This is a genomic window from Streptomyces sp. NBC_01233 (assembly GCF_035989305.1).
Taxonomy (GTDB): domain Bacteria; phylum Actinomycetota; class Actinomycetes; order Streptomycetales; family Streptomycetaceae; genus Streptomyces.
Window position 1 is genome coordinate 5,527,831 of sequence record NZ_CP108514.1, and the last position, 23,836, is coordinate 5,551,666.

22 protein-coding genes are annotated in these 23,836 nt (G+C 69.2%); 19 read left to right on the plus strand and 3 right to left on the minus strand.

What is annotated here, in order from left to right; all coding sequences use genetic code 11:
• Positions 1-97: 97 nt before the first annotated feature.
• Positions 98-2,566: a YfhO family protein gene (locus tag OG332_RS26370; protein WP_327415796.1), complete on the minus strand. Its 2,469-nt coding sequence runs from the start codon at positions 2,564-2,566 to the stop codon at positions 98-100.
• A 367-nt stretch (positions 2,567-2,933) separates the two neighbouring features.
• Here OG332_RS26370 and rpsL point away from each other — a divergent pair, with 367 nt between their 5' ends.
• From rpsL to tuf, 4 genes are all read left to right on the plus strand, one after another.
• Positions 2,934-3,305: a 30S ribosomal protein S12 gene (gene rpsL, locus OG332_RS26375; protein ID WP_007265893.1), complete on the plus strand. Its 372-nt coding sequence runs from the start codon at positions 2,934-2,936 to the stop codon at positions 3,303-3,305.
• A gap of 2 nt (positions 3,306-3,307) precedes the next feature.
• On the plus strand, positions 3,308-3,778 hold the full coding sequence (rpsG, locus tag OG332_RS26380; RefSeq protein WP_007265894.1) for a 30S ribosomal protein S7: 471 nt from the start codon (positions 3,308-3,310) through the stop codon (positions 3,776-3,778).
• 39 nt (positions 3,779-3,817) lie between these two features.
• Positions 3,818-5,950 carry an elongation factor G gene (gene fusA / locus OG332_RS26385; protein ID WP_033225050.1) on the plus strand — a complete coding sequence of 711 codons (2,133 nt, stop codon included), beginning with the start codon at positions 3,818-3,820 and terminating at the stop codon, positions 5,948-5,950.
• A gap of 147 nt (positions 5,951-6,097) precedes the next feature.
• Positions 6,098-7,291, plus strand: a complete 1,194-nt coding sequence (tuf, locus tag OG332_RS26390; RefSeq protein WP_031146566.1) for an elongation factor Tu — start codon at positions 6,098-6,100, stop codon at positions 7,289-7,291.
• A gap of 192 nt (positions 7,292-7,483) precedes the next feature.
• Here tuf and rfbC read toward each other — a convergent pair whose 3' ends face one another.
• Together rfbC and rfbA are read right to left on the minus strand one after the other, a co-directional pair.
• Positions 7,484-8,083 (minus strand): dTDP-4-dehydrorhamnose 3,5-epimerase, encoded by a 600-nt coding sequence (gene rfbC / locus OG332_RS26395; RefSeq protein WP_327415797.1) that lies wholly within the window; start codon positions 8,081-8,083, stop codon positions 7,484-7,486.
• Positions 8,080-8,955 (minus strand): glucose-1-phosphate thymidylyltransferase RfbA, encoded by an 876-nt coding sequence (gene rfbA, locus OG332_RS26400; protein ID WP_327415798.1) that lies wholly within the window; start codon positions 8,953-8,955, stop codon positions 8,080-8,082. Before rfbA ends, rfbC begins: the two co-directional genes overlap by 4 nt.
• 81 nt (positions 8,956-9,036) lie before the next feature.
• Between rfbA and rfbB the strand changes: the two genes are divergently transcribed.
• The 15 genes from rfbB to rpsS all read left to right on the plus strand — a co-directional run bounded on the left by rfbB (position 9,037) and on the right by rpsS (position 23,823).
• Entirely contained in the window at positions 9,037-10,014 is a 978-nt protein-coding gene (rfbB, locus tag OG332_RS26405; RefSeq protein WP_327415799.1) for a dTDP-glucose 4,6-dehydratase, read from the plus strand.
• Positions 10,011-10,931 carry a dTDP-4-dehydrorhamnose reductase gene (rfbD, locus tag OG332_RS26410; protein WP_327415800.1) on the plus strand — a complete coding sequence of 307 codons (921 nt, stop codon included), beginning with the start codon at positions 10,011-10,013 and terminating at the stop codon, positions 10,929-10,931. Before rfbB ends, rfbD begins: the two co-directional genes overlap by 4 nt.
• Positions 10,928-12,262 carry a lipopolysaccharide biosynthesis protein gene (locus OG332_RS26415; RefSeq protein WP_327415801.1) on the plus strand — a complete coding sequence of 445 codons (1,335 nt, stop codon included), beginning with the start codon at positions 10,928-10,930 and terminating at the stop codon, positions 12,260-12,262. Before rfbD ends, OG332_RS26415 begins: the two co-directional genes overlap by 4 nt.
• A gap of 68 nt (positions 12,263-12,330) precedes the next feature.
• The gene (locus OG332_RS26420; protein WP_319725460.1) at positions 12,331-13,020 is read left to right on the plus strand and encodes a glycosyltransferase family 2 protein; all 690 of its coding nucleotides are present in this window, start codon (positions 12,331-12,333) and stop codon (positions 13,018-13,020) included.
• Positions 13,017-13,457, plus strand: a complete 441-nt coding sequence (locus OG332_RS26425) for a DUF2304 domain-containing protein (RefSeq protein ID WP_327415802.1) — start codon at positions 13,017-13,019, stop codon at positions 13,455-13,457. Before OG332_RS26420 ends, OG332_RS26425 begins: the two co-directional genes overlap by 4 nt.
• A 5-nt stretch (positions 13,458-13,462) precedes the next feature.
• Positions 13,463-14,362: a glycosyltransferase family 2 protein gene (locus OG332_RS26430; protein WP_327415803.1), complete on the plus strand. Its 900-nt coding sequence runs from the start codon at positions 13,463-13,465 to the stop codon at positions 14,360-14,362.
• 16 nt (positions 14,363-14,378) lie between these two features.
• Complete coding sequence (locus OG332_RS26435) at positions 14,379-16,238, plus strand: hypothetical protein (RefSeq protein ID WP_327415804.1); 1,860 nt, start codon at positions 14,379-14,381, stop codon at positions 16,236-16,238.
• Positions 16,239-16,427: 189 nt separating this feature from the next.
• Positions 16,428-19,034: a peptidoglycan recognition protein family protein gene (locus OG332_RS26440; RefSeq protein WP_327415805.1), complete on the plus strand. Its 2,607-nt coding sequence runs from the start codon at positions 16,428-16,430 to the stop codon at positions 19,032-19,034.
• A gap of 103 nt (positions 19,035-19,137) precedes the next feature.
• A complete protein-coding gene (locus OG332_RS26445; protein ID WP_327415806.1) occupies positions 19,138-20,238 on the plus strand; it encodes a hypothetical protein in 1,101 nt (366 codons plus the stop codon).
• 469 nt (positions 20,239-20,707) lie between these two features.
• On the plus strand, positions 20,708-21,016 hold the full coding sequence (gene rpsJ, locus OG332_RS26450) for a 30S ribosomal protein S10 (RefSeq protein WP_003948644.1): 309 nt from the start codon (positions 20,708-20,710) through the stop codon (positions 21,014-21,016).
• 14 nt (positions 21,017-21,030) lie between these two features.
• The gene (rplC, locus tag OG332_RS26455; protein WP_007265899.1) at positions 21,031-21,675 is read left to right on the plus strand and encodes a 50S ribosomal protein L3; all 645 of its coding nucleotides are present in this window, start codon (positions 21,031-21,033) and stop codon (positions 21,673-21,675) included.
• Between the two features lie 4 nt (positions 21,676-21,679).
• On the plus strand, positions 21,680-22,330 hold the full coding sequence (gene rplD, locus OG332_RS26460) for a 50S ribosomal protein L4 (protein ID WP_030388861.1): 651 nt from the start codon (positions 21,680-21,682) through the stop codon (positions 22,328-22,330).
• A complete protein-coding gene (rplW, locus tag OG332_RS26465) occupies positions 22,330-22,653 on the plus strand; it encodes a 50S ribosomal protein L23 (protein ID WP_030154694.1) in 324 nt (107 codons plus the stop codon). Before rplD ends, rplW begins: the two co-directional genes overlap by 1 nt.
• A 39-nt stretch (positions 22,654-22,692) precedes the next feature.
• Positions 22,693-23,529 (plus strand): 50S ribosomal protein L2, encoded by an 837-nt coding sequence (gene rplB / locus OG332_RS26470; RefSeq protein ID WP_030388860.1) that lies wholly within the window; start codon positions 22,693-22,695, stop codon positions 23,527-23,529.
• Positions 23,530-23,541: 12 nt separating this feature from the next.
• A complete protein-coding gene (gene rpsS, locus OG332_RS26475; protein ID WP_008739713.1) occupies positions 23,542-23,823 on the plus strand; it encodes a 30S ribosomal protein S19 in 282 nt (93 codons plus the stop codon).
• The last annotated feature ends 13 nt before the right edge of the window (positions 23,824-23,836 follow it).

Below are 23,836 nucleotides of genomic sequence, written 5' to 3' on the forward strand. Positions count from 1 at the left end.
GCTCCGAGAGGAGCGGCGGGGGGTTTCTTCGTTCCCGGGTTTTCTCGTTCCTGCGGGCGCAGGGCGCAGGGCGGGGGCCAGGGCGCAGCGGGCGGGCTCAGGCGCGGCGGCGGCGTAGGCCCGTCACCGTGGTGCCGGCGAGGACCATCAGGCCGAGGGCGCCGCCCGCCAGGCCCGGGGTGAGGCCCTTGGGGGTGAAGGTGCAGGAGAGTTTGCGGGTGCCCGGGGGGAGGTCCACGGCGAGCAGGCCGTGGAAGCTCTTCGCCGGAGCCGAGCACTGCCAGCCCGGGATGGCGGTCACGGCCAGGACGGCCGTGCCGGTGGCGCCCGGGGGGAGGGCGGCCTCGATGGAGTGGCCGCCCGCGGTGACCTCGGTGGCGCCGGTGGCGGTGAGGTGGCGGACCGCCGTGTCGAGGTCCGCGCGGTTCAGGCAGCCCAGCGGGTGCTCGCCGGCGGTGGCGTCCTTGGTCTGCGTCCGCACCGTCACGTCGACCCCGCCGGAGGCGGGGACCGGGCCGAGCGGGAGGACTCCGGTCATCCGGTCCTCCAGCCGGTGCTGGGCGCCGCCGGTTTCGAGGGTTCCGTAGAGGGCGGGGGAGTACCAGTAGGCCTCGGAGCCGGGGGTGCACCGGGCGGCGTACGTCTGCTCGGTGGCGCTGCCCATGCGGGTGACCTGGGGGACCTCGTAGACGGTCGCGCCCAGGACGCTCTCCTGGCGTGCGTAGACGCTGTCGGCGGGGTTGGGGGAGGCGTACGGGCCGGTGCGGACGGTGACCAGCGGGGGCGCGGGGAACTTCGAGGCGGTCCAGGTGCCCGGGGCGGACCCCGGGCGGACCCGCGCGCCGATCGAGAAGATCGCGTCGAGCACCGGGTTGTCGGCGCCGAAGAAGGTCCGGCCGTCGTTCTTGAAGCCGTAGCCGAGGGGTTCGAGGGCCTGGTACGTGGCCTCCGGGAGGTAGCTGCTGTAGTACTGCGGACCCTCCGCCCGCAGGGCGAGGGCGTCGTTGTACGCGGTCTGGGGCGCACCCGAGTCGGTGCGGTACGCGGGCCAGCCGCTCACCCCGCGGACCGCGTCGAAGTGGTCGGTGATCGACCGGTTCGAGGTGGCGATCGGCTTGGCCCAGCGCTCGCGGGCGCGGCGGGCGTCGGCGCTCGCCGCGGCGACGGTGGACTCGGCGAAGACCACGCCGATCATCAGCGCCGCGGCCAGGGGGACGAGGGCGCGGCGCTTCTCGCCGAGGGAGAGCAGGACGAGCGCGAGCAGCGAGACCGCCCCGCCGCCGAGGACGGCGTGCCAGGTCCACCCGCCGAAGTCGTCGGTGTGGCGCAGGACGAAGGTGGCCGCGACCAGCAGGGCGGCGGTCAGGGCCAGGTGGAGGGGGCGCGGCCGGTTCGCCAGCGCCAGCCATGCGAGGACCACCACCATGCCGCTGAAGACGAAGGTCTCGCGGTACGGGTTGCCGTTCGGCACCGCCAGCCCGTGCCACACGAACTGCGTGGGCGGGAACTGGAAGGAGGCGACCACGAGCAGGGTCGCGGCCGCCCACACCAGGCGGGTCCGCTTCGCGATCTTCGTGTTGAGGAGGAAGCTTCCCGCCAGGATCAGGCCCAGCGAGGCCACGTACAGGCGCGGACGGCCGCCCCACAGGTGGGTGGCCGGGAGCATGCCGGCGAGGAAGACCTCGATGCGTACGGGGTCGAAGGCGGCGGCCTTCGTGGGCTGCGCGGCGCCGCTGGACAGGAAGGCTGGCAGGAGGAGCGGGAGGGTGAGCAGGATCCCGGTCCCGGCGGCCGTCGCCGCCCGCCACACGGCGCGCAGCCGCTGCCGGCCGGTCAGGTCCCGCGTGATCAGGCGGATGGCCAGCAGGACGCAGGCGGCCATCGTGGCCATCATCGCGGTGTAGAAGTTCCCGAACCAGGCGAGGGCGACCAGCAGGGCCACGCCCGGCCAGCGCCGCTCCTCCAGGCACCACTCGACGGCGATGCCGAGCATCGGGAGCGCGACCAGGCCCCACAGCCACATCGGGATGTACGAGGCGTCGCTGAGCGCCCAGCCGCACAGGCCGTACGTGGCTCCGAGCACGCCCCGCTGCCACCACGGGCCGGGGTGCAGCTTGCCGAGGTACACCGTCATCACGGCGGCGGCGGCGCCCATCGTGACCGGGGTGACCGCGAAGACGGCCAGGTCGACGTGGGCGCGCGGGACGAGGACGGCCAGCCAGGAGAAGGGGTTGCCGAGGTACGTGTAGTAGTCGGACAGGAACTGCTGCCCGAATCCGCCGCGCCAGGAGAAGAGCAGGTCGCCGGCGGCCTGCCCGTGGACCAGGTCCCACAGCGCCCGGTGGAAGGGCACGTACTGGTTGGCCTGGTCGTTGAGGGCGCGGCCGGTGTTGCCGAGGGGGAAGCTGCCGCGGGCCGTCCAGGCCGCGCAGAAGGCGGCCGCGGTGATGGCGAAGGCGAGCAGGGGGCCGCGGAAACGCCTGGTCCGGCGGACGCCCGGTCTGCGCGGGGCCGGGCGGCCCGGGGCCGGGGGGCGGGCGTCGACGGTGGTCGGCTCGGGTGCCACGGTCCCCAATGTCCTGCTCCCTGCTGATCGACTCGCGGGCGTCCCGCGCCGGGCAAGGTGTCAGTTTAGGGCGCCGGGGCGGGGTGGAAGGCCGATCGGGCCGCTCCCCGCTTGCGCACGGCGAGTTTTCGTGCTGGGCATTTGTTTTGACCTACCTCTGTGAGGTAGGTACGCTCTGACCTTGTGCCTGGGGTGTGCCCTGGCTCCCGCGTGTGCATAAGACCCCGCGGAGAGCCGAGAAGAACACACCGCAATCTGCGCCTGCCTCACCTCGGTGAGAGCGTGCAGTGTTCGACACACCCGACCGCGTGGGTCGGGGGAGTTCCAGGTTAGTTTCACTACACGGCACACAGAAACCGGAGAAGTAGTGCCTACGATCCAGCAGCTGGTCCGTAAGGGCCGGCAGGACAAGGTCGAGAAGACAAAGACCCCCGCGCTTGAGGCTTCGCCCCAGCGTCGCGGCGTCTGCACGCGTGTGTTCACGACCACCCCGAAGAAGCCGAACTCGGCGCTGCGCAAGGTCGCGCGTGTGCGTCTGACCTCTGGCATCGAGGTCACCGCTTACATTCCGGGTGAGGGACACAACCTGCAGGAGCACTCGATCGTGCTCGTGCGTGGTGGCCGTGTGAAGGACCTGCCGGGTGTTCGTTACAAGATCATCCGCGGTGCGCTTGACACCCAGGCTGTCAAGAACCGCAAGCAGGCCCGCAGCCGCTACGGCGCCAAGAAGGAGAAGTAAGAATGCCTCGTAAGGGCCCCGCCCCGAAGCGCCCGGTCATCATCGACCCGGTCTACGCATCTCCTCTGGTGACGTCGCTCATCAACAAGATCCTCCTGAACGGCAAGCGCTCCACCGCCGAGCGCATCGTTTACGGCGCCATGGAAGGCCTCCGCGAGAAGACCGGCAACGACCCGGTCATCACGCTGAAGCGCGCGCTGGAGAACGTCAAGCCGTCCCTCGAGGTCAAGTCCCGCCGTGTCGGTGGCGCGACCTACCAGGTCCCCGTCGAGGTCAAGCCGGGTCGCCAGTCGACCCTGGCCCTCCGCTGGCTCGTGGGTTACTCCCGCGCCCGTCGTGAGAAGACCATGACCGAGCGCCTCATGAACGAGCTGCTCGACGCCTCCAACGGTCTTGGCGCTGCCGTCAAGAAGCGCGAGGACACGCACAAGATGGCCGAGTCCAACAAGGCCTTCGCGCACTACCGCTGGTAGTCCCAACCCACATCGAGACCGAGAGAAGACTGAGCCGATATGGCTACCACTTCGCTTGACCTGGCCAAGGTGCGCAACATCGGCATCATGGCTCACATCGACGCGGGCAAGACGACCACCACCGAGCGCATCCTGTTCTACACCGGTGTGTCTTACAAGATCGGTGAAGTCCACGACGGCGCTGCCACGATGGACTGGATGGAGCAGGAGCAGGAGCGCGGCATCACGATCACGTCCGCCGCGACGACCTGCCACTGGCCGCTCGAGGACGTCGACCACACCATCAACATCATCGACACCCCGGGTCACGTGGACTTCACGGTCGAGGTGGAGCGTTCGCTCCGCGTCCTCGACGGTGCCGTCACCGTGTTCGACGGTGTCGCCGGTGTGGAGCCGCAGTCCGAGACCGTTTGGCGTCAGGCGGACCGCTACGGCGTGCCGCGCATCTGCTTCGTCAACAAGCTGGACCGCACCGGCGCCGAGTTCCACCGCTGCGTCGACATGATCAAGGACCGCCTCGGTGCGGTTCCGATCGTCATGCAGCTCCCCATCGGTGCCGAGATGGACTTCCAGGGCGTTGTCGACCTGGTCACCATGAAGGCGTTCGTCTGGTCCGCCGAGGCGACCAAGGGCGAGATGTATGACATCGTCGACATCCCGGCCACGCACACCGAGGCTGCTGAAGAGTGGCGCGGCAAGCTGGTCGAGACCGTCGCCGAGAACGACGACGAGATCATGGAGCTGTTCCTGGAGGGCAACGAGCCCACCGTCGAGCAGCTGCACGCCGCCGTCCGTCGGATCATCCTGAACTCCGGCAAGGGCAAGGGCGAGCCCACGATCACCGCGGTGTTCTGTGGCACGGCGTTCAAGAACAAGGGTGTTCAGCCCCTGCTCGACGCCGTCGTCCGCTACCTGCCGTCGCCGCTGGACATCGAGGCCATCGAGGGCCACGACGTCCGCGACGCCGAGGTCGTCGTGAAGCGCAAGCCGTCCGACGAGGAGCCCCTCGCCGCGCTCGCGTTCAAGATCATGAGCGACCCGCACCTCGGCAAGCTCACCTTCGTCCGGGTTTACTCGGGCCGCCTGGAGGCCGGCACTGCGGTGCTGAACTCCGTCAAGGGCAAGAAGGAGCGCATCGGCAAGATCTACCGCATGCACGCGAACAAGCGTGAAGAGATCGCCGCGGTGGGCGCCGGTGACATCGTCGCCGTCATGGGTCTGAAGCAGACCACCACCGGTGAGACGCTGTGTGACGACAAGGCACCCGTGATCCTGGAGTCCATGGACTTCCCGGCTCCGGTCATCCAGGTCGCCATCGAGCCCAAGTCCAAGGGTGACCAGGAGAAGCTGGGTGTCGCCATCCAGCGTCTCGCGGAGGAGGACCCCTCCTTCCACGTTCACTCGGACGAGGAGACGGGCCAGACCATCCTCGGCGGTATGGGCGAGCTGCACCTCGAGGTGCTGGTCGACCGTATGAAGCGCGAGTTCAAGGTCGAGGCCAACGTCGGCAAGCCGCAGGTCGCGTACCGCGAGACGATCCGCAAGGCCGTCGAGCGTCACGACTACACCCACAAGAAGCAGACCGGTGGTACCGGTCAGTTCGCCAAGGTGCAGATCGCGATCGAGCCCATCACCGAGACCGACGGTCCGGCGTACGAGTTCGTGAACAAGGTCACCGGTGGACGCGTCCCGAAGGAGTACATCCCTTCGGTCGACGCCGGTGCGCAGGAGGCCATGCAGTTCGGCATCCTGGCCGGCTACGAGATGACGGGCGTTCGCGTCACGCTTCTCGACGGTGGCTACCACGAGGTCGACTCCTCCGAGCTCGCGTTCAAGATCGCCGGCTCGCAGGCCTTCAAGGAGGCCGCGCGCAAGGCTTCTCCCGTGCTCCTCGAGCCGATGATGGCCGTAGAGGTCACCACGCCCGAGGACTACATGGGTGATGTCATCGGTGACATCAACTCCCGCCGTGGCCAGATCCAGGCCATGGAGGAGCGTCACGGTGCTCGCGTCGTGAAGGGCCTCGTGCCCCTTTCGGAGATGTTCGGCTACGTCGGAGACCTCCGCAGCAAGACCTCGGGTCGCGCCAGCTACTCGATGCAGTTCGACTCCTACGCCGAGGTTCCCCGGAACGTCGCTGAGGAGATCATCGCGAAGGCCAAGGGCGAGTAACTCTTCCGAGTACACGCTTTAGGCTTGTCACCGGAGCCTCTGGGGCAACAGGAGTAACTTCCGTTGCCCCGGAGGGGCCGGCATTCCAGCAAAGATCACCTGGCGCCGATGAGTAAGGCGTACAGAACCACTCTCCAGGAGGACCCCGTGGCGAAGGCGAAGTTCGAGCGGACTAAGCCGCACGTCAACATCGGCACCATCGGTCACATTGACCACGGTAAGACGACCCTCACGGCCGCCATTACCAAGGTGCTGCACGACGCGTACCCGGACCTGAACGAGGCCTCGGCCTTCGACCAGATCGACAAGGCTCCTGAGGAGCGCCAGCGCGGTATCACCATCTCGATCGCGCACGTCGAGTACCAGACCGAGGCGCGTCACTACGCCCACGTCGACTGCCCGGGTCACGCGGACTACATCAAGAACATGATCACCGGTGCCGCGCAGATGGACGGCGCGATCCTCGTGGTCGCCGCCACCGACGGCCCGATGCCGCAGACCAAGGAGCACGTGCTCCTGGCCCGCCAGGTCGGCGTCCCCTACATCGTCGTCGCCCTGAACAAGGCCGACATGGTGGACGACGAGGAGATCCTGGAGCTCGTCGAGCTCGAGGTCCGTGAGCTGCTCTCCGAGTACGAGTTCCCGGGCGACGACCTGCCGGTCGTCCGCGTCTCCGCGCTGAAGGCGCTCGAGGGCGACAAGGAGTGGGGCGAGAAGCTTCTCGGCCTCATGGCTGCCGTCGACGAGGCCATCCCGACCCCGCCGCGTGACACCGAGAAGCCGTTCCTCATGCCCGTCGAGGACGTCTTCACGATCACCGGTCGCGGTACGGTCGTCACCGGCCGTATCGAGCGTGGTGTCCTGAAGGTCAACGAGACCGTCGACATCATCGGTATCAAGGAAGAGAAGACCACCACCACGGTCACCGGTATCGAGATGTTCCGCAAGCTCCTCGACGAGGGCCAGGCGGGCGAGAACGTCGGTCTGCTCCTCCGTGGCATCAAGCGCGAGGACGTCGAGCGCGGCCAGGTCATCATCAAGCCCGGTTCGGTCACCCCGCACACCGAGTTCGAGGCCCAGGCCTACATCCTGTCGAAGGACGAGGGTGGCCGTCACACCCCGTTCTTCAACAACTACCGTCCGCAGTTCTACTTCCGTACCACGGACGTCACGGGTGTCGTCACCCTGCCGGCCGGCACGGAGATGGTCATGCCGGGCGACAACACCGAGATGACGGTCGCGCTGATCCAGCCGGTCGCCATGGAGGAGGGCCTGAAGTTCGCCATCCGTGAGGGTGGTCGTACCGTGGGCGCCGGCCAGGTCACCAAGATCTCGAAGTAATTCGGGTTCTGACCTGGTAGCTCGTTGAATCGGGCACCAAGTTGCACTGAAGGGCCCCGGCCCATCGCCTCGGCGGTGGGTCGGGGCCCTTCGGCGTTGCGGGTCCGCGCGCGGGCCCCGATGCGTGAGCGGGTACGAGAGAGGGCCGCACCCCCGTCCGGGGATACGGCCCTCTCTCGTACGTGCGGCGGGTCAGTTCACGCGCAGGGACTCGGTGAACTCCAGGCAGGCGGCGTGGTCGGGCAGCAGCCCGGTCTCGATCGCCTCGGCCAGCGACGGGGCGGCCTCGTCGCGGGCGGACAGCAGCGGGACGTCCGCCGGCCACTCGATGCCCAGGTCGGGGTCGAGGGGGTGGACCGCGTGCTCGCCGGTCGGGTTGTACGTCTCCGAGCAGAGGTACGAAAGCGTCGCGTCGTCGCTCAGCGCGCAGAAGCCGTGGCCCAGCCCCTCGGGGATGTAGACCGCGCGGCGGTCCACGTCGTCCAGGCGGACGCCTTCCCACTTGCCGAAGGTGGGGGAGCCGACCCGCAGGTCGACGATGACGTCGAGCACGGCGCCGCGTACGCAGGTCACGTACTTGGCCTGGCCGCGCGGCACGTCGGCGAAGTGGATGCCGCGGACCACGCCCGCGGAGGAGACCGAGAGGTTCGCCTGCGCCAGGTTCAGCGGGTGGCCGACGACCTCGGCCAGCCGGTCGAAGCGGTACCACTCGGTGAACAGGCCGCGCGGGTCGCCGTGCAGCTGCGGGGTGACCTCGAAGGCACCCGCGATGGAGAGCTCGCGGAACTTCATCGGGCGTCCTCCTCGTCGAGCAGCGTCAGCAGGTAGTTGCCGTAGCCGCTCTTGGTGAGGGGCTGGGCGAGCTCGCGCAGCTGCACGGAATCGATCAGGCCGGCCCGCCAGGCCGCCTCCTCGATGCAGCCGATCTTGAAGCCCTGGCGCTCCTCGATCACGCGGACGAACTCCGAGGCCTGCACCATCGAGACGAAGGTGCCGGTGTCCAGCCAGGCGGTACCGCGGTCGAGGATCGTGACGTTGAGCTCGCCGGCCTGGAGGTACGCGTCGTTGACGGCGGTGATCTCCAGCTCGCCGCGGGCGCTGGGCTTCAGGCCGCGGGCTATCTCGACGACCTGGTTGTCGTAGAAGTAGAGACCCGGCACCGCGTAGCGGGACTTGGGCTTCTCCGGCTTCTCCTCGATGGAGATGGCCTGGCCGTTCTCGTCGAACTCGACCACGCCGTACGCGGTGGGGTCGGCCACCGGGTACGCGAACACGCGGCCGCCCTTGGCGCCGGTGTGCTGGGCGAGACGGGTGCCGAGGCCGCTGCCGTGGAAGATGTTGTCGCCGAGGATCAGCGCGACGGACTCGTCACCGATGAAGTCGGCGCCGAGGACGAAGGCCTGGGCGATGCCCTCCGGGCGCTCCTGGACGGCGTACTCCAGCCGCAGGCCGAACTGCGAACCGTCGCCGAGCAGTCGCTCGAACTGGTCGCGGTCTTCCGGGGTGGTGATGATCAGGATTTCGCTGATCCCCGCCATCACCAGGGTGGAGAGGGGGTAGTAGATCATCGGCTTGTCGAAGACGGGCAGCAGCTGCTTCGAGACTGCCCGGGTCAACGGCCAGAGTCGCGATCCGGTGCCACCGGCCAAAAGGATTCCACGCATGGGTGAACCCTATGCGAGAGCGCACAGGGGAGCCGAGCCAAGGGAATGTGACGTTCGGCAGGCCGCTAGACTCTTCGTATTATGCGCATCCTCGTGACCGGCGGCGCCGGCTTCATCGGTTCAGAATTCGTCCGCCAGCAGCTCGGTGCAGATGCCACGGCGCAGATCACTGTCTTCGACAAGCTGACCTACTCGGGCGTCGAGGCCAACCTCGCTCCGGTCGCGGACCACCCCGGCTACACCTTCGTCAAGGGCGACATCTGCGACGCCGAGGCCGTCGACGAGGTCATGCCCGGCCACGACGTCGTCGTGCACTTCGCCGCCGAGTCCCACGTGGACCGTTCCATCGCCGGTGCGGGCCCGTTCGTGATGACCAACGTCGTCGGCACCCAGGTACTGCTCGACTCCGCCCGCAAGCACGGCGTCGGCCGCTTCGTCCACATCTCCACTGACGAGGTCTACGGCTCGATCAGCGAGGGCTCCTGGACGGAGGAGTGGCCGCTGGTGCCCAACTCCCCCTACTCCGCCTCCAAGGCGTCGTCCGACCTGCTGGCGCTGGCGTACCACCGCACCCACGGCATGGACGTGGTGGTCACCCGCTGCTCCAACAACTACGGGCACTACCAGTTCCCGGAGAAGGTCATCCCGCTGTTCGTCTCGAACCTGATGGACGGCAAGAAGGTCCCGCTGTACGGCAACGGCGGCAACGTCCGCGACTGGCTGCACGTCTCCGACCACTGCCGCGGCATCGACCTGGCCATGCGCAAGGGCCGCGCGGGCGAGGTCTACAACATCGGCGGTGGCACCGAGCTCACCAACAAGGAGCTCACCGGCGTGCTGCTGGAGGCCGCGGGCCTCGGCTGGGAGATGGTCGAGCAGGTCGAGGACCGCAAGGGCCACGACCTCCGCTACTCCATCGACATCAGCAAGATCGGCGCCGAGCTGGGCTACGCCCCGCAGGTCACCTTCGAGGACGGCATCAAGGCCACCATCGCGTGGTACCGCGAGAACCGCGCCTGGTGGGAGCCGCTGAAGGTCAAGGCGGCGCTGCAGAAGTGACCGCCTACCCCGTGCCCACGCGCTGGCTCGTCACCGGTGCCGCCGGGATGCTCGGCCAGGACGTCCTGGCGGTCCTGAAGGCCGCCCGGATCGAGGCCGTGGGCCTGCGCCGTGCCGACCTCGACATCACCGACCCGGCTGCCGTCCGGGCCGCGGTCGAGGGCGCCGCCGTGGTCGTCAACTGCGCCGCCTGGACCGACGTGGACGGCGCCGAGACCGCCGAGGAAGCCGCCACCGCCGTCAACGGCACCGGCGTGCGCGTCCTCGCCGAGGCCTGCGCCGCCGCCCACGTGCGCCTGATCCACGTCTCCACCGACTACGTGCTGCCCGGCGACGCCTCGGAGCCGTACCGCGAGGACACCACCACCGGGCCCGTGAACGCGTACGGCCGCTCCAAGCTGGTCGGCGAGCAGGCCGTGACCGAACTGCTGCCGCAGGACGGCTACGTGGTCCGCACCGCCTGGCTCTACGGCGAGCACGGCCCCAACTTCGTCGCCACCATGCTGAAGCTGGCCGCCCAGCGGGACACCCTCGACGTGGTCGACGACCAGCACGGCCAGCCCACTTGGTCCTACGCGCTGGCCCGCCACCTCGTCGAGCTCGGCCAGGCCGCGCTGAAGGGCTGGGCCATGGGCGGGATCTACCACGGCACCGCGAGCGGCCGGACCACCTGGATGGGGCTCGCCCGCGAGACCTACCGGCTGAGCGGGCTCGACCCCGAGCGGATCCGGCCGACGACCTCCGAGGCGTTCGTCCGCCCCGCCGTCCGCCCCGCCTTCAGCGTGCTCGCGCACGACCGCTGGGACGAGGCGGGAATGGCCCCGCTCGCCGACTGGCGCGAACAGCTGGCCGAGGCGCTCGCCACCCCCGCCTTCACGGCACTGGCCGGAGCTGCCCGGGACGGCCGGGCGGGATGAAAGCCCTGCTGACCAAGTTGAGCGCGGCGCTGCCGCCGGGCACCGTCGCGGTGGCCGGCGGCACCGTCGTGCTCGGCGCGGCCTCGTACGTCCACCTGGGCGTGGCCGGTCACAGCCTGACCATGGACGCCAAGGCGAACGTGTCGGTGCTGTGGACGATCGTGATGTCCATCGGCATCGGCGTGTTCTTCCCCATCGAGCAGGAGCTCACCCGGATCGTCTCCGCCCGTGCGGTCCTGAACCAGGGCGCCGCCCCGGTGCTGCGCCGTGCGACCCTGCTCACCGCGGGGATCCTCGGCGCGACCCTGCTCGTACTCGGCCTCGGCGCACAACCCATCGCCGACCTGCTGTTCCACGGGGACCGCGGCCTGGTGGCCGCGCTCGGCGGGGCCTTCACCGGCATGGCCGTCTGCTACCTCACCCGTGGGGTGCTCGCCGGCCTCGGCCGCTTCGGCGCGTACGGTGCCCAGCTCGCCGTCGACGGCGGCCTGCGGATCGTACTCGCCTTCGGCTGCGCGCTGTTCGGGCTGCACTCGGCGCTGGCCTTCAGCCTCATCCTCGCCGTCGCGCCCGTCGTCGCGACCCTGGTCACGCTGCCCGCGCTGCTGCGCGCGGTCGGGCCCGGCGAGCCCATCGCCTGGCGGGACCTGTGCAACGGTCTCGGCCTGCTGGTCTGCGCGACCCTGCTGTCCCAGCTGGTCGTGAACGCGGCCGTGATGAGCACCAAGCTGCTGGCCCCGTCCGACAGCGCGCTGATCTCGGCGCTGCTGAGCGCCCTGGTCCTGGCGCGGGTGCCGCTCTTCGTCTTCGGCTCGCTCCAGGCCTCGCTGCTCAGCGGCCTCACCGCCGCCTTCACGGCCGGCGACAGGGTGGCCTTCTGGGCGATGCTGCGCCGGATCGGCATGGTCGTCGGAGCGCTCGGCGTGCTCGGCGGGGTGCCCGCCACGGTCCTCGGCCCCTGGCTCATCGAGGTGCTCTTCGGCACCGAGGACCCGGTGCTGGACCGCCTCGACTTCTTCCTGCTGTCCGCCGGCACCGTGGCGTACATGTTCGCGATGGTGCTCGGACAGGCGCTCATGGTATTCAAGCGGCACAACCTGCAGTTGCTCTGCTGGGCCGTCGGTACCGCGGTGCTGGTGGGCATCACCCTGGTCCCCGGCGACGTGGCCGTGCGCGTGATCCTCGCCTACGCGATCGGCTCCACCGCCACCGTCCTCGCTATGCTGGCAGCCCTCAGGCTGAGCTTCCCCGGAGCCGCGGCCGCAGCCGGTGAAGCACCCCGGCAGATGGCCGACGCAGGCCCTCCGGGCGTGGGCGCGGTCGGGAAATGACCATGCCTCCCCACGACGTCACACCGATCACCGAGCACTCGTATGTGCCACATTCCGCTGGAGCTACCGTGTCCCAATACGACGATGTCTGGCTGGTCATACCGGCCTATAACGAGGGCCAGGTGATCGCCGACGTGGTCGAGGGGGCCCGCAAGACGTTCCCCAACATCGTCGTCGTCGACGACGGCAGCACCGACGACTCGGCCAAGCACATAGCGACGACCGGCGCCCACCTGGTGCGCCACCCGGTCAACCTCGGCCAGGGCGCGGCCCTCCAGACCGGCCTCACCTACGCGCTCGCCCAGCCCGGCGCCCGCTACTTCGCCACCTTCGACGCCGACGGCCAGCACCAGACCAAGGACGTCGAGACGATGGTCGCGGTGCTCCGCCGCGACGAGGCCGACGTCGTGCTCGGCTCCCGCTTCATCGAGCAGAACGGCCAGGTGCCGTGGATCAAGCAGGTCGTGCTGCGCACGGCCGCCGCCGTCAGCCCGACCGCGCGCAAGCTCAAGCTCACCGACGCGCACAACGGTCTGCGCGTGCTGGGCCGGGAGGCCGCCGAGCAGCTGAACATCACCATGAACGGCATGGCCCACGCGTCCGAGCTCGTCGGCTTCCTCGCCGGCTCCACGCTGCGCGTCACCGAGGTACCGGTGGACATCCTCTACACCGACTACTCACGCGCCAAGGGTCAGTCCCTGATCAACGGCGTCAACATCCTTTTTGACATTTCGCTGCGGGAGCGTGGGCGTCGATGAAGTACTTCTGGATCCAGCTGCTGCTGATCGTCGGCTCGGTGTCGATGGCACTGATGTTCATCCGGACCTGGGGCCAGGCGAAGAACCGGGCGTGGAAGCGGATCGCGTTCTCGGCGTTCGTCATCGTCAACGTGTACGCGGTCCTCCGCCCGACCGACGTCACCTGGCTCGCCCAGCAGCTGGGCGTCGGCCGTGGCACCGACCTGGTGCTGTACGTGATGGTGCTCGCGATGGGCTTCCTCACCCTCAACACCTTCCTGCGCTTCCGCTCGCTGGAGAAGAAGATCACCGACCTCGCCCGGACGGTGGCCATCAACGAGGGCGTCCGGCACAACGACGAGCGTCTGGGTGCGGACGCCGTCGTGGCGCAGGCCGCCGCCCCGGACTCCGCCGCCGGTGCCAAGGCCGAGGCCGACTCCCACTCCGTGAAGGCCTGAAGTCCATGGTGACCTTCGACTTCATGCTCCCCTACTACGGGGACGTGCAGCTGATGCAGGACGCCGTCCGCAGCGTCCTGGCGCAGACGGACCGCGACTTCCGCCTCGTCGTCATCGACGACGGCAAGGAGCCCGACGTACCCGGCTGGTTCGCGCAGCTCGGTGACGACCGGGTCCACTACACGCGCAACGAGCAGAACCTCGGCATCACCAAGAACTTCCAGAAGTGCGTGCGGCTGTCCGAGGCCGACTACGTCGTCATCATGGGCTGCGACGACCTGCTGCACCCGCACTACCTGGAGACCGTGCGAGGGATCGTCGGGGCCCACCCGGGCATCGGCATGGTCCAGCCCGGTGTCGAGGTCATCGACGGCGACGGCCAGGTGACGGCGGGTCTCGCGGACAACACCAAGAAGCGGCTGTACGCACCGCAGGTGAAGGGCCGTCGGCTGATGGCCGGTGAGGAGCTGGCCGCCAGCGTGCTGCGCGGCAACTGGCTCTACTTCCCGTCGATCGCCTGGCGCGGCGAGGCCCTGCGCAAGGTGAACTTCCGCGACGACTACTCGGTGATCCAGGACCTCGCGCTCGTCGTCGACCTGCTCGAAGACGGCGAGCAGATGGTCATCGACAACTCCACCACCGTGTTCCAGTACCGCCGCCACGCGGTCAGCGAGTCTTCGGTGCAGGCCTTCTCCGGCACCCGCTTCGCCGAGGCCGAGCGGTACTTCTCCGCGGTCGCCGCGCGCATGGACGCCCGCGGCTGGCCGAAGGCGGCCCGTGCGGCGCGCTTCCACAGCGCCTCCCGTCTGCACGCGCTGACGATGCTCCCCGGAGCCCTGCGCCGCGGACACAAGGAGGGCGCTCGTACGCTGGCGAAGCACGCCTTCACCTCCGGCCAGAACTGAGCCGACTCCGCCCACCATGAAACGGACTGAGATGACACACCTGGCCCCCGAGGAGGTCGGTGAGGCCGGCGCTCCGGCGCAGCGGCCTGCCGAACCGGCGCAAGGCAAGAGCCACTTGTCCCCCTCCCGGAGCGAGGCGTGGCTGTCCCGGCGGTGGGTGCTGGTCCTGGCCGAGGTCGTCGTCAGTCTGGTGGCAGCCCTCGGGTTCACGCTGCTGAGCACGCACATCAGCGTGAACCCGCTCGTCCGCATCGGTCAGGTCAGCGGTCTCGCCAAGCTCCAGATGTACGCGGCCGTCCTGGGCCTGCCGCTGCTCGCGATCCTGCTCTACACCGCCTACCGCGGCACCCTGCACCGCCGCCAGCTGGCGAAGCGCCTGGTGTGCGCCGCCCTGGCCGGTCTCGCCACCGGTGTGGTGGCGGGCGGAGTGGTCGTCGCGCTGCGCGGTACGCCCTGGGGCCTCGGCGGCCAGGAGGGCGACCCGAGCGCCCTGATCGCCATGGCCAACTCCTTCCTGCACGGCGAGGGTCCGTCGGGCATCTACCCGCCGCTCTTCCCCGGTCTGATGGCCGTCTGGGCGAAGCTCCGCTACGACGGTGCCGGCGGGGCCGGGTTCGCCCTCAAGGACTTCCAGATCTTCTTCACCGCCATCGCGGGCCCGATGACGTACCTGGCCTGGCGGCTGCTGCTCCGGCCGTTCTGGGCGCTGCTGATCGCCGTGCCGTCGGCCGTCCTCTTCATGGACCCGATCCGTCCGTACAGCCACGCCAGCATGCTCGTCCTGCTGCCGCTGCTCGGCTACACCCTGCGCGAGATGCGCCGCTGCGGTGACCGGCCGCTGCGCGCGACGCTGCTCCGCGGCGCGGTCCTCGGCCTCGTCTTCGGCGTGGTCTTCCTCTGGTACTCCGGCTGGTACGTCTGGGCCGCCCCCGGCGTCTTCCTGCTGGCGCTGTGCGTGTTCCCGTGGCGCGCCGGCAAGACGGTGGTCAAGCGGGCCGCCGCGTTCGTCGGCGCCACCGTGCTGACGGCCGGCGTCGTGGGCGCCCCGCTGATCTACCAGATGGCCCGGCTCGGTTCCCAGACCCCGGACCGCTACGCGTTCCTGGCCGTGTACGTCGACCCGGCGTACGTACTGGGCTGGGTGTCCGACCGTTCCGGGAAGCTGGAGTACCAGACCTGGCCGGCGGCCGGCGAGATGGCCGGCCAGAGCGGCTTCGCCCTGCTGCTGCTGTTCGCCGTGGGCCTGGGCGTCGGCCTGGGGCTGCGCAACATCATGGTCCTCACCGCCGCCGCCACGCTGGCGGGTGCCTGGCTGGCGCGCTTCTGGTTCGCCTCGCACATGGCGCACGACAAGGCCGTGCAGCTCTTCCCGCGCACCACCTGGATCATCATGTACTGCCTGATGATCCTGGCCGTCCTCGGCATGATGGCGGTGGTCGACCGGGGCTCCGGCTGGGCCGAGCGCACCCTGCGGCCGAGCGGTGCGGCCCCGGCTGCCCGCGTCGTGCCCCGGCGGGTCGTCGCGCAGCTCGCGGCCGGCATGGTGTGCGCGATCGCCCTGTTCGCCACGATGGGCGCGTCCTGGTCGGTCAACCGGTACATGCCGCAGTCCGACAACATGACGATGGGCATCGACGCCTGGCGGGCCCACACCATCAAGAAGGCGGACGGCACCTGCCCGCGCTTCGCGCCGGACAAGAAGAAGTGCGCGGACATCGTCACGAACGACTGGAAGCAGAACGCCGACGACGGCGAGATCTGGTGCGGTGGCATCGGCCCGTTGAACTGGCAGGCCGTCTGCGGGCGCAAGGCGCCGGCGTCGGAGCTGAAGAAGGAAGAGCAGGAGCAGAAGGAGCGGGAGAAGGCGAAGAAGTAGCCTTCGTCCCGACCGAGGACCCCCGTCCCGCACATCGCTGCGGACCGGGGGTCCTCGCGTATCCGTACCCCTGTTCGCCCGAGACCGACCCCCCTGATCGGGCCGGCACCGGCGGCCAGTAGCATCCGGCCGGTCAGCCATTACTTCTGGCATCACAACAGGGGCGGGGACAACTTGAAACTAGGTCGTGTGCGCGGGACGGCTCTGGCCGCCGCGCTCGGGGTCGTTGCAGTGCTCGGCATCCAGGGCATCGCCAGCGGAACGGGTTCCTCCGACGGGGGAGAGGTATCGCCCTACAGCACCCGCGCCCGCGAGAAGGGTCCGGTCGAGGGCGAGCTGCACCGGCTCGCGCTGAAGCCCAAGGGCAGGGGCGAGGCCGTCCTCTCCCAGCAGGGCACGGAACCCTTCGGGCTCCTCGGCGTCTCCTGGAGCGACCCCGAGGCCGAGGTCAAGGGGAAGATCGAGGCCCGCACCCGCGACGCCGACACCGGCAAGTGGTCGAAGTGGGTCGAGCTGGAGCAGGCCGAGTCCGGCCTCGACGGCAAGCGCCCCGGGCTGCGCGGAGCCACCGAGCCGGTCTGGGTCGGTCCGTCCGACGGCGCCGAGGTGCGGGTGTCCGGCGGCGCCGAGCTGCCCGCCGGCATGGAACTGAACCTGGTGGACCCGGGTGCCGGCGGCGCGAAGGCCAAGAAGAAGGGCAACCTGGGCCTCGGTCCGGCTGCCTTCGCCCTTCCCGCGGACGACCCCGTGCCGGTCCCGGCGACCCCGCCGACCACGCCGGGACCGGAGTCGACCGCCCCGCGGCCGGACGTGGTCTCGCGCGTGCAGTGGGGCGCGGACGAGTCCCTGAACAACGAGGGCCCGATCTACCTCGCCGGAGCGAAGATCAAGGCGGTCTTCGTCCACCACACCGCCGCCACCACGCCGTACGAGTGCTCCGAGTCCGCTGCCATCGTCCGGAGCATCCACAAGTACCACGTGGAGATCGAGAAGTGGCGCGACCTCGGCTACAACTTCCTCGTCGACAAGTGCGGCACGGTCTTCGAAGGCCGTCAGGGCGGTGTGGACCAGCCCGTCCAGGGCGCGCACACCTACGGCTGGAACTCCGAGTCGACGAGCGTCTCGATCCTCGGTGACTACACGAACGCGGGGGCCTCGCCCGCCGCGCTCGAAGCCGTCTCCAAGGTCGCCGCGTACAAGCTCGGCCAGTACGACGGCGACATGAACGGCACGGCGACGCTGACCGCCGGCGCCACCCAGAAGAACTTCTTCGGCAAGAGCTACACCGAGAAGCAGACTTACGAGTTCAAGTCGCTCTCGGGCCACCGGGACGGCTTCAACACCCAGTGCCCGGGCAACTCCCTCTACCCGCAGCTGGAGGCGCTCCGCCAGACGGGCCCCGCGGCCCAGCTGAAGCTCGCCTCGGTGAACGGGGCGCCGGCCGTGCCGGGCGCCACCTACCCCGGCGGCGCGGCCCTGACGGTCGACTGGAGCACCAGCACGGCCAGTGGCGCGCTGAACAAGTTCGAGCTGCTGGTGGACGGTGAGGCCGCCGCCGTCACCGACGCCGCCGCCCGCAAGGCGACCGCGGTCGTGACCAACGGCAAGCACGAGGTCCGGGTCCGCGCGACCGCCGCGAACGGCAAGGTCTCCACGAGCCTCGCGGTCACCGTCGAAGCGGACGTCAAGGGCGCCAAGTTCGTCCCCCTCGCGCCGAAGCGCCTGATGGACACCCGTACCGGCCTGGGCGTCCGCTCCGGCCCCGTGGGTACCGCCGGCGTGGTCACCCTGCCGGTGGCCGCCGCCACCGGTGGCACGCCCACCGCGGTGGTGCTGAACGTGACGGCGACCAACCCGACGCAGCCGAGCTTCGTGTCGGTGTACCCGAGCGGGACGACCCGCTCCAGTGCCTCGAACCTGAACTTCACCCCGGGCCAGACGATCCCCAACCTGGTGGTCGTGCCGGTCATCAACGGGAGCGTCAGCTTCTACAACAACCAGGGCAACGTCGACCTGATCGCGGACATCACCGGCTACTTCACCTCCGAGGGTGAGGGCGCCACGCAGACCAACTTCGGCCCGAAGCGGCTGATGGACACCCGTACCGGCCTGGGCGTTCCGGCCGGCCCGGTCGGCACCGCCGGCGTGGTCACCCTGCCCGTGGCGGGCGTCGACGGCATCCCGGCCACCGGCGTCAAGGCCGTGGTGCTGAACGTGACGGCGACCAACCCGACGCAGCCGAGCTTCGTGTCGGTCTTCCCGAGCGGGACCACGCGCTCCAGTGCCTCGAACCTGAACTTCACCCCGGGCCAGACGATCCCCAACCTGGTGGTCGTCCCGGTGGTGGACGGGAAGGTCAGCTTCTACAACAACCAGGGCAACGTCGACCTGATCGCGGACATCACCGGCTACTTCTCGGACGGTGCCGAGGGCGCCGTGCACGCGAACTTCGGCCCGAAGCGCCTGATGGACACCCGCACGGGCCTCGGCGTCCGGCAGGGCCCGGTCACCGGGGGCGGCGTGGTCACGCTGCCCGTGGCGGGCGTCGGCGGCATCCCGGCCACCGGGATCAAGGCCGTGGTGCTGAACGTGACGGCGACCAACCCGACCGAGGCGAGCTTCGTGTCGGTGTTCCCGAGCGGTACGACGCGCTCCAGCGCCTCGAACCTGAACGTCACGGCCGGCCTGACGATCCCCAACCTGGTGGTCGTCCCGGTGGTGGACGGCAAGGTCAGCTTCTACAACAACTCCGGTTCCGTGGATCTCATCGCGGACATCACGGGGTACTTCAGCTAGTGGCGTGAACACGCCTTTTTGCAGGTGAGGGGCTCCACGCCGCAAGGTGCGGAGCCCCTCGCGCATGTCGGGGCAGGGAACGGAAACAGGGGACACAGGGGACATGGGGAAGAGCGAGGACGACAGGGCGGGCATCTCCGACGAGGAGCTGGCCCGGTTCATGGAGCAGGCCGCCCGGGGCGCGGGGAACGCCCCGACGGAGCCCTCCGCGCGGGCGCGGATGGTGACCGAACGGCTGCGCGCCACGCAGGGGCAGGAGCCGCCGGGGTGGCGGACCGGTCCCGCACGGCGGGAGCGCCGGCGCCCCGGGCGGCTGGGGGCCGCTCTGGCCGTCCTCGGCGTCGCCGGGCTCGCGCTGATCGCCGTACGGCCCGAGCTGGTGATCGACCGGCTCACCGGCAAGACCGAGGCCCGCCAGGAGGCCCGGAACGCCGCTCCGCTGCCCGGGGAGTCCGGACGTCCGACCGCCCCACCGCCGTCGACGGCGCCCGACCAGCCGACCCTGCAGGAACCTTTCCGCGGCTCCCCGGCCCTCCAGTGGGCCGACGGGGCCGCCGGCATCGAGGTCCCCGCGGCCACCGCCGTCGGCGGGATGTCCCAGCAGCAGGTCGCGGACGCCCTGGAGAAGGCCAGACAGTTCCTGATCGCGACCAACCTCGACCCGGCGACCCTGCGCGGGGAGCGGCCGGCCGCCGCCCTGGCGATCCTGGACCCCCGGCAGCCGGACGTCCCGCAGCGGCTGGAGCAGTCCCTGGCGAAGCCCACCGCGGAGAACACCCCGGTGCTGCTCTTCACCCGCTTCGACCAGGCGAAGGTCAAGCCGGTCGGCGACGTCGTCAAGGTGCGCGGCAGCATGCGCGCGGAGCAGGGGGAGCCCGGGGAACTCCTCGTGGTGACGGACTACACCTTCGTCCACCCCATGACGGACGGGGGCACGAGCGTGCAGCGCACCATCGTGCGCCGGCAGGTCACCCTGAGCCTGCTCGACCCGGCGCGCTGGGAGGCCACCCGGGGCAGGCTCCAGCTGCGCAAGTACGTCTCGGAGTGGTCGAACGTCGAATGCGACTCGGCCGACGGCTTCCTGCACCCGGACTTCCCGCGGGAGGCGCCGGCCGGGCCGGCGCCCACCGGGCCCGCCGTGGATCCGTACGACCGCAGCAGGGACATCAAGGGCGAAGGGTGCGGGACGGTCACCCGCTCCTGACCGGGGGAGGAGCCCCGCCGGGCGATGCGCGTGCTGCGGTTTGACCACTCAGCGTGGCGGGGTATTCTCTTCGGCCCGATTGGCCAGGTACGTGCCTCGTATGGCAGACTACTCAAGTTGCTCGGCTGAGTGCCGATGCTGCGCGCCTCCCGCCGGGAGGACCGGAAGCGAGTCCCACAGTACTCGTCGTTCTTAATCTGCCTCTCGGGGCAGCAATGGGGGCGGACGTACGGGAATCTTCTGGGAAGTGTCAGCACGGTGCCCACCAGGCACTCGGTGGGTGTTTCTCCCCCGAAACGCGGTCACAGGGACCGCACCCCCTTGGACGAGGGAATTTCCGTATGGGAATTTTCTGTAGAGGGAGTGCGACACGCCCGACCGCGTGGGTCGGAGAGGGGCCGCGGGATCCGTCCCGCAGCCGACCGAGAGCCAGAGCGTTTCCACATACAGACAGGACTACGGAGTAGCCATGGCGGGACAGAAGATCCGCATCCGGCTCAAGGCCTACGACCACGAGGTCATCGATTCCTCGGCGAAGAAGATCGTCGAGACGGTGACGCGCACTGGTGCGTCGGTCGCGGGCCCGGTGCCGCTGCCCACTGAGAAGAACGTGTACTGCGTCATCAAGTCGCCGCACAAGTACAAGGACTCGCGCGAGCACTTCGAGATGCGCACGCACAAGCGCCTGATCGACATCCTCGACCCGACCCCCAAGACCGTTGACTCGCTGATGCGCCTGGACCTTCCGGCCGGCGTTGACATCGAGATCAAGCTCTGAGAGGCGTCGAGAAGATGGCAAAGCAGATCAAGGGCGTCCTGGGCGAGAAGCTCGGCATGACCCAGGTCTGGGACGAGAACAACCGTGTCGTCCCGGTGACCGTGGTCAAGGCCGGACCCTGCGTCGTTACCCAGGTCCGTACGAACGACATCGACGGCTACGAGTCGGTCCAGATCGCCTTCGGCGAGATCGACCCGCGCAAGGTGAACAAGCCCCTCAAGGGCCACTTCGCCAAGGCCGACGTGACCCCCCGCCGCCACCTGGTGGAGCTCCGCACCTCCGACGCCAGCGAGTACACGCTCGGCCAGGAGATCACTGCTGAGGTGTTCGAGTCCGGCGTCAAGGTTGACGTCACGGGCAACAGCAAGGGCAAGGGCTTCGCCGGTGTCATGAAGCGGCACAACTTCCGGGGCCTCGGCGCCGGTCACGGTGTGCAGCGCAAGCACCGCTCCCCCGGTTCGATCGGTGGCTGCGCCACCCCTGGGCGTGTCTTCAAGGGCATGCGCATGGCCGGTCGCATGGGTAACGAGCGTGTCACCACCCAGAACCTGACCATCCACGCGGTTGACGCGGAGAAGGGTCTGCTCCTCATCAAGGGTGCGGTCCCCGGTCCGAACGGCGGCCTCGTCCTGGTCCGTACCGCGGCCAAGGGGGCTTGAGGTAATGAGCACCATTGACATCCTTTCGCCGGCAGGCGACAAGGCCGGTACCGTCGAGCTCCCCGCGGAGATCTTCGACGCGAAGACCAGCGTTCCGCTGATCCACCAGGTCGTTGTCGCTCAGCTGGCTGCTGCCCGTCAGGGCACGCACAAGACCAAGCGTCGTGGCGAAGTCCGTGGTGGTGGCCGCAAGCCGTACCGCCAGAAGGGCACCGGCCGCGCGCGCCAGGGTTCGACCCGCGCTCCGCAGTTCGTCGGCGGTGGCGTCGTCCACGGCCCGCAGCCGCGTGACTACTCCCAGCGGACCCCCAAGAAGATGAAGGCCGCCGCCCTCCGCGGTGCCCTCTCGGACCGTGCGCGTCACTCCCGCATCCACGTCGTCACCGGCGTGGTCGAGGGTGCCGCCTCCACGAAGGCCGCCAAGACGCTGTTCGGCAAGATCTCGGAGCGCAAGAACCTGCTCCTGGTCGTCGACCGTGCCGAAGAGGCCGCGTGGCTGTCCGCCCGCAACCTGCCCCAGGTTCACATCCTGGAGCCGGGCCAGCTGAACACGTACGACGTGATCGTCTCTGACGACGTGGTCTTCACCCAGGCCGCTTTCGAGTCCTTCGTGTCTGGCCCCAAGGCCGATGAGACCGAAGGGAGCGACGCCTGATGTCTGAGGCGACCGTTACCAGCAAGACCTTCACCGACCCGCGCGACCTGCTGATCAAGCCGGTTGTCTCGGAGAAGAGCTACGCGCTGCTGGACGAGAACAAGTACACGTTCATCGTCGCGCCCGGCTCCAACAAGACCCAGATCAAGCAGGCCGTCGAGGCGGTCTTCGGGGTCAAGGTCACCGGGGTCAACACGATCAACCGTCAGGGTAAGCGCAAGCGCACCAAGACCGGTTTCGGCAAGCGCGCTGACACCAAGCGCGCCATCGTGACCCTCGCTGAGGGCGACCGAATCGACATCTTCGGCGGCCAGGCCTCCTAACGGAGGTCTAGTCGTCCGGAATCGGACGAGGACTGAGAAATGGGTATCCGCAAGTACAAGCCGACGACCCCGGGCCGTCGTGGCTCCAGCGTCGCCGACTTTGTCGAGATCACGCGGTCCACGCCGGAGAAGTCGCTGGTCCGCCCCCTGCACAGCAAGGGCGGCCGTAACAACACCGGTCGGATCACGGTTCGACACCAGGGTGGCGGCCACAAGCGCGCCTACCGTGTGATCGACTTCCGTCGTCACGACAAGGACGGCGTGCCGGCCAAGGTCGCGCACATCGAGTACGACCCCAACCGCACCGCGCGCATCGCGCTGCTGCACTACGCCGACGGCGAGAAGCGCTACATCATCGCGCCGCGCGGTCTGCAGCAGGGTGACCGGATTGAGAACGGCCCGACGGCCGACATCAAGCCGGGCAACAACCTGGCGCTCCGCAACATCCCGGTCGGTACCACGATCCACGCGATCGAGCTCCGCCCCGGTGGCGGCGCCAAGTTCGCGCGTTCCGCTGGTGCCTCGGTGCAGCTGCTCGCGAAGGAGGGCGTCATGGCCCACCTCCGCATGCCGTCCGGCGAGATCCGTCTCGTCGACGCGCGCTGCCGCGCCACGGTCGGCGAGGTCGGCAACGCCGAGCAGTCGAACATCAACTGGGGCAAGGCCGGCCGCATGCGCTGGAAGGGCGTTCGCCCGTCCGTCCGCGGTGTCGCGATGAACCCGGTTGACCACCCGCACGGTGGTGGTGAGGGCAAGACCAGTGGTGGTCGCCACCCGGTCTCCCCGTGGGGTCAGAAGGAGGGTCGTACTCGCTCGCCGAAGAAGGCTTCGAGCAAGTACATCGTCCGCCGCCGCAAGACGAACAAGAAGCGCTAGGAGCGGGTTTAGATGCCGCGCAGTCTCAAGAAGGGGCCCTTCGTCGACGACCACCTCGTAAAGAAGGTGGACGTCCAGAACGAAGCCGGCACCAAGAACGTCATCAAGACCTGGTCCCGTCGCTCGATGATCATCCCCAGCATGCTGGGTCACACCATCGCGGTGCACAACGGCAAGACCCACGTCCCGGTGTTCGTCACCGAGTCGATGGTCGGCCACAAGCTCGGCGAGTTCTCGCCGACTCGCACCTTCCGCGGCCACGTCAAGGACGACCGGAAGTCGAAGCGCCGCTAAAGGCGGGGTGGTT

What these genes read in the sequence shown, in the direction of transcription:
- rpsG (WP_007265894.1), top strand. Translation starts at nt 3,308, where the DNA reads ATGCCTCGTAAGGGCCCCGCCCCGAAGCGCCCGGTCATCATCGACCCG.
- fusA (WP_033225050.1), top strand. Translation starts at nt 3,818, where the DNA reads ATGGCTACCACTTCGCTTGACCTGGCCAAGGTGCGCAACATCGGCATC.
- rfbC (WP_327415797.1), bottom strand. Translation starts at nt 8,083, where the DNA reads ATGAAGTTCCGCGAGCTCTCCATCGCGGGTGCCTTCGAGGTCACCCCG.
- rfbA (WP_327415798.1), bottom strand. Translation starts at nt 8,955, where the DNA reads ATGCGTGGAATCCTTTTGGCCGGTGGCACCGGATCGCGACTCTGGCCG.
- rfbB (WP_327415799.1), top strand. Translation starts at nt 9,037, where the DNA reads ATGCGCATCCTCGTGACCGGCGGCGCCGGCTTCATCGGTTCAGAATTC.
- OG332_RS26415 (WP_327415801.1), top strand. Translation starts at nt 10,928, where the DNA reads ATGAAAGCCCTGCTGACCAAGTTGAGCGCGGCGCTGCCGCCGGGCACC.
- OG332_RS26425 (WP_327415802.1), top strand. Translation starts at nt 13,017, where the DNA reads ATGAAGTACTTCTGGATCCAGCTGCTGCTGATCGTCGGCTCGGTGTCG.
- OG332_RS26430 (WP_327415803.1), top strand. Translation starts at nt 13,463, where the DNA reads ATGGTGACCTTCGACTTCATGCTCCCCTACTACGGGGACGTGCAGCTG.
- OG332_RS26435 (WP_327415804.1), top strand. Translation starts at nt 14,379, where the DNA reads ATGAAACGGACTGAGATGACACACCTGGCCCCCGAGGAGGTCGGTGAG.
- OG332_RS26445 (WP_327415806.1), top strand. Translation starts at nt 19,138, where the DNA reads ATGGGGAAGAGCGAGGACGACAGGGCGGGCATCTCCGACGAGGAGCTG.
- rpsJ (WP_003948644.1), top strand. Translation starts at nt 20,708, where the DNA reads ATGGCGGGACAGAAGATCCGCATCCGGCTCAAGGCCTACGACCACGAG.
- rplC (WP_007265899.1), top strand. Translation starts at nt 21,031, where the DNA reads ATGGCAAAGCAGATCAAGGGCGTCCTGGGCGAGAAGCTCGGCATGACC.
- rplD (WP_030388861.1), top strand. Translation starts at nt 21,680, where the DNA reads ATGAGCACCATTGACATCCTTTCGCCGGCAGGCGACAAGGCCGGTACC.
- rplW (WP_030154694.1), top strand. Translation starts at nt 22,330, where the DNA reads ATGTCTGAGGCGACCGTTACCAGCAAGACCTTCACCGACCCGCGCGAC.
- rplB (WP_030388860.1), top strand. Translation starts at nt 22,693, where the DNA reads ATGGGTATCCGCAAGTACAAGCCGACGACCCCGGGCCGTCGTGGCTCC.
- rpsS (WP_008739713.1), top strand. Translation starts at nt 23,542, where the DNA reads ATGCCGCGCAGTCTCAAGAAGGGGCCCTTCGTCGACGACCACCTCGTA.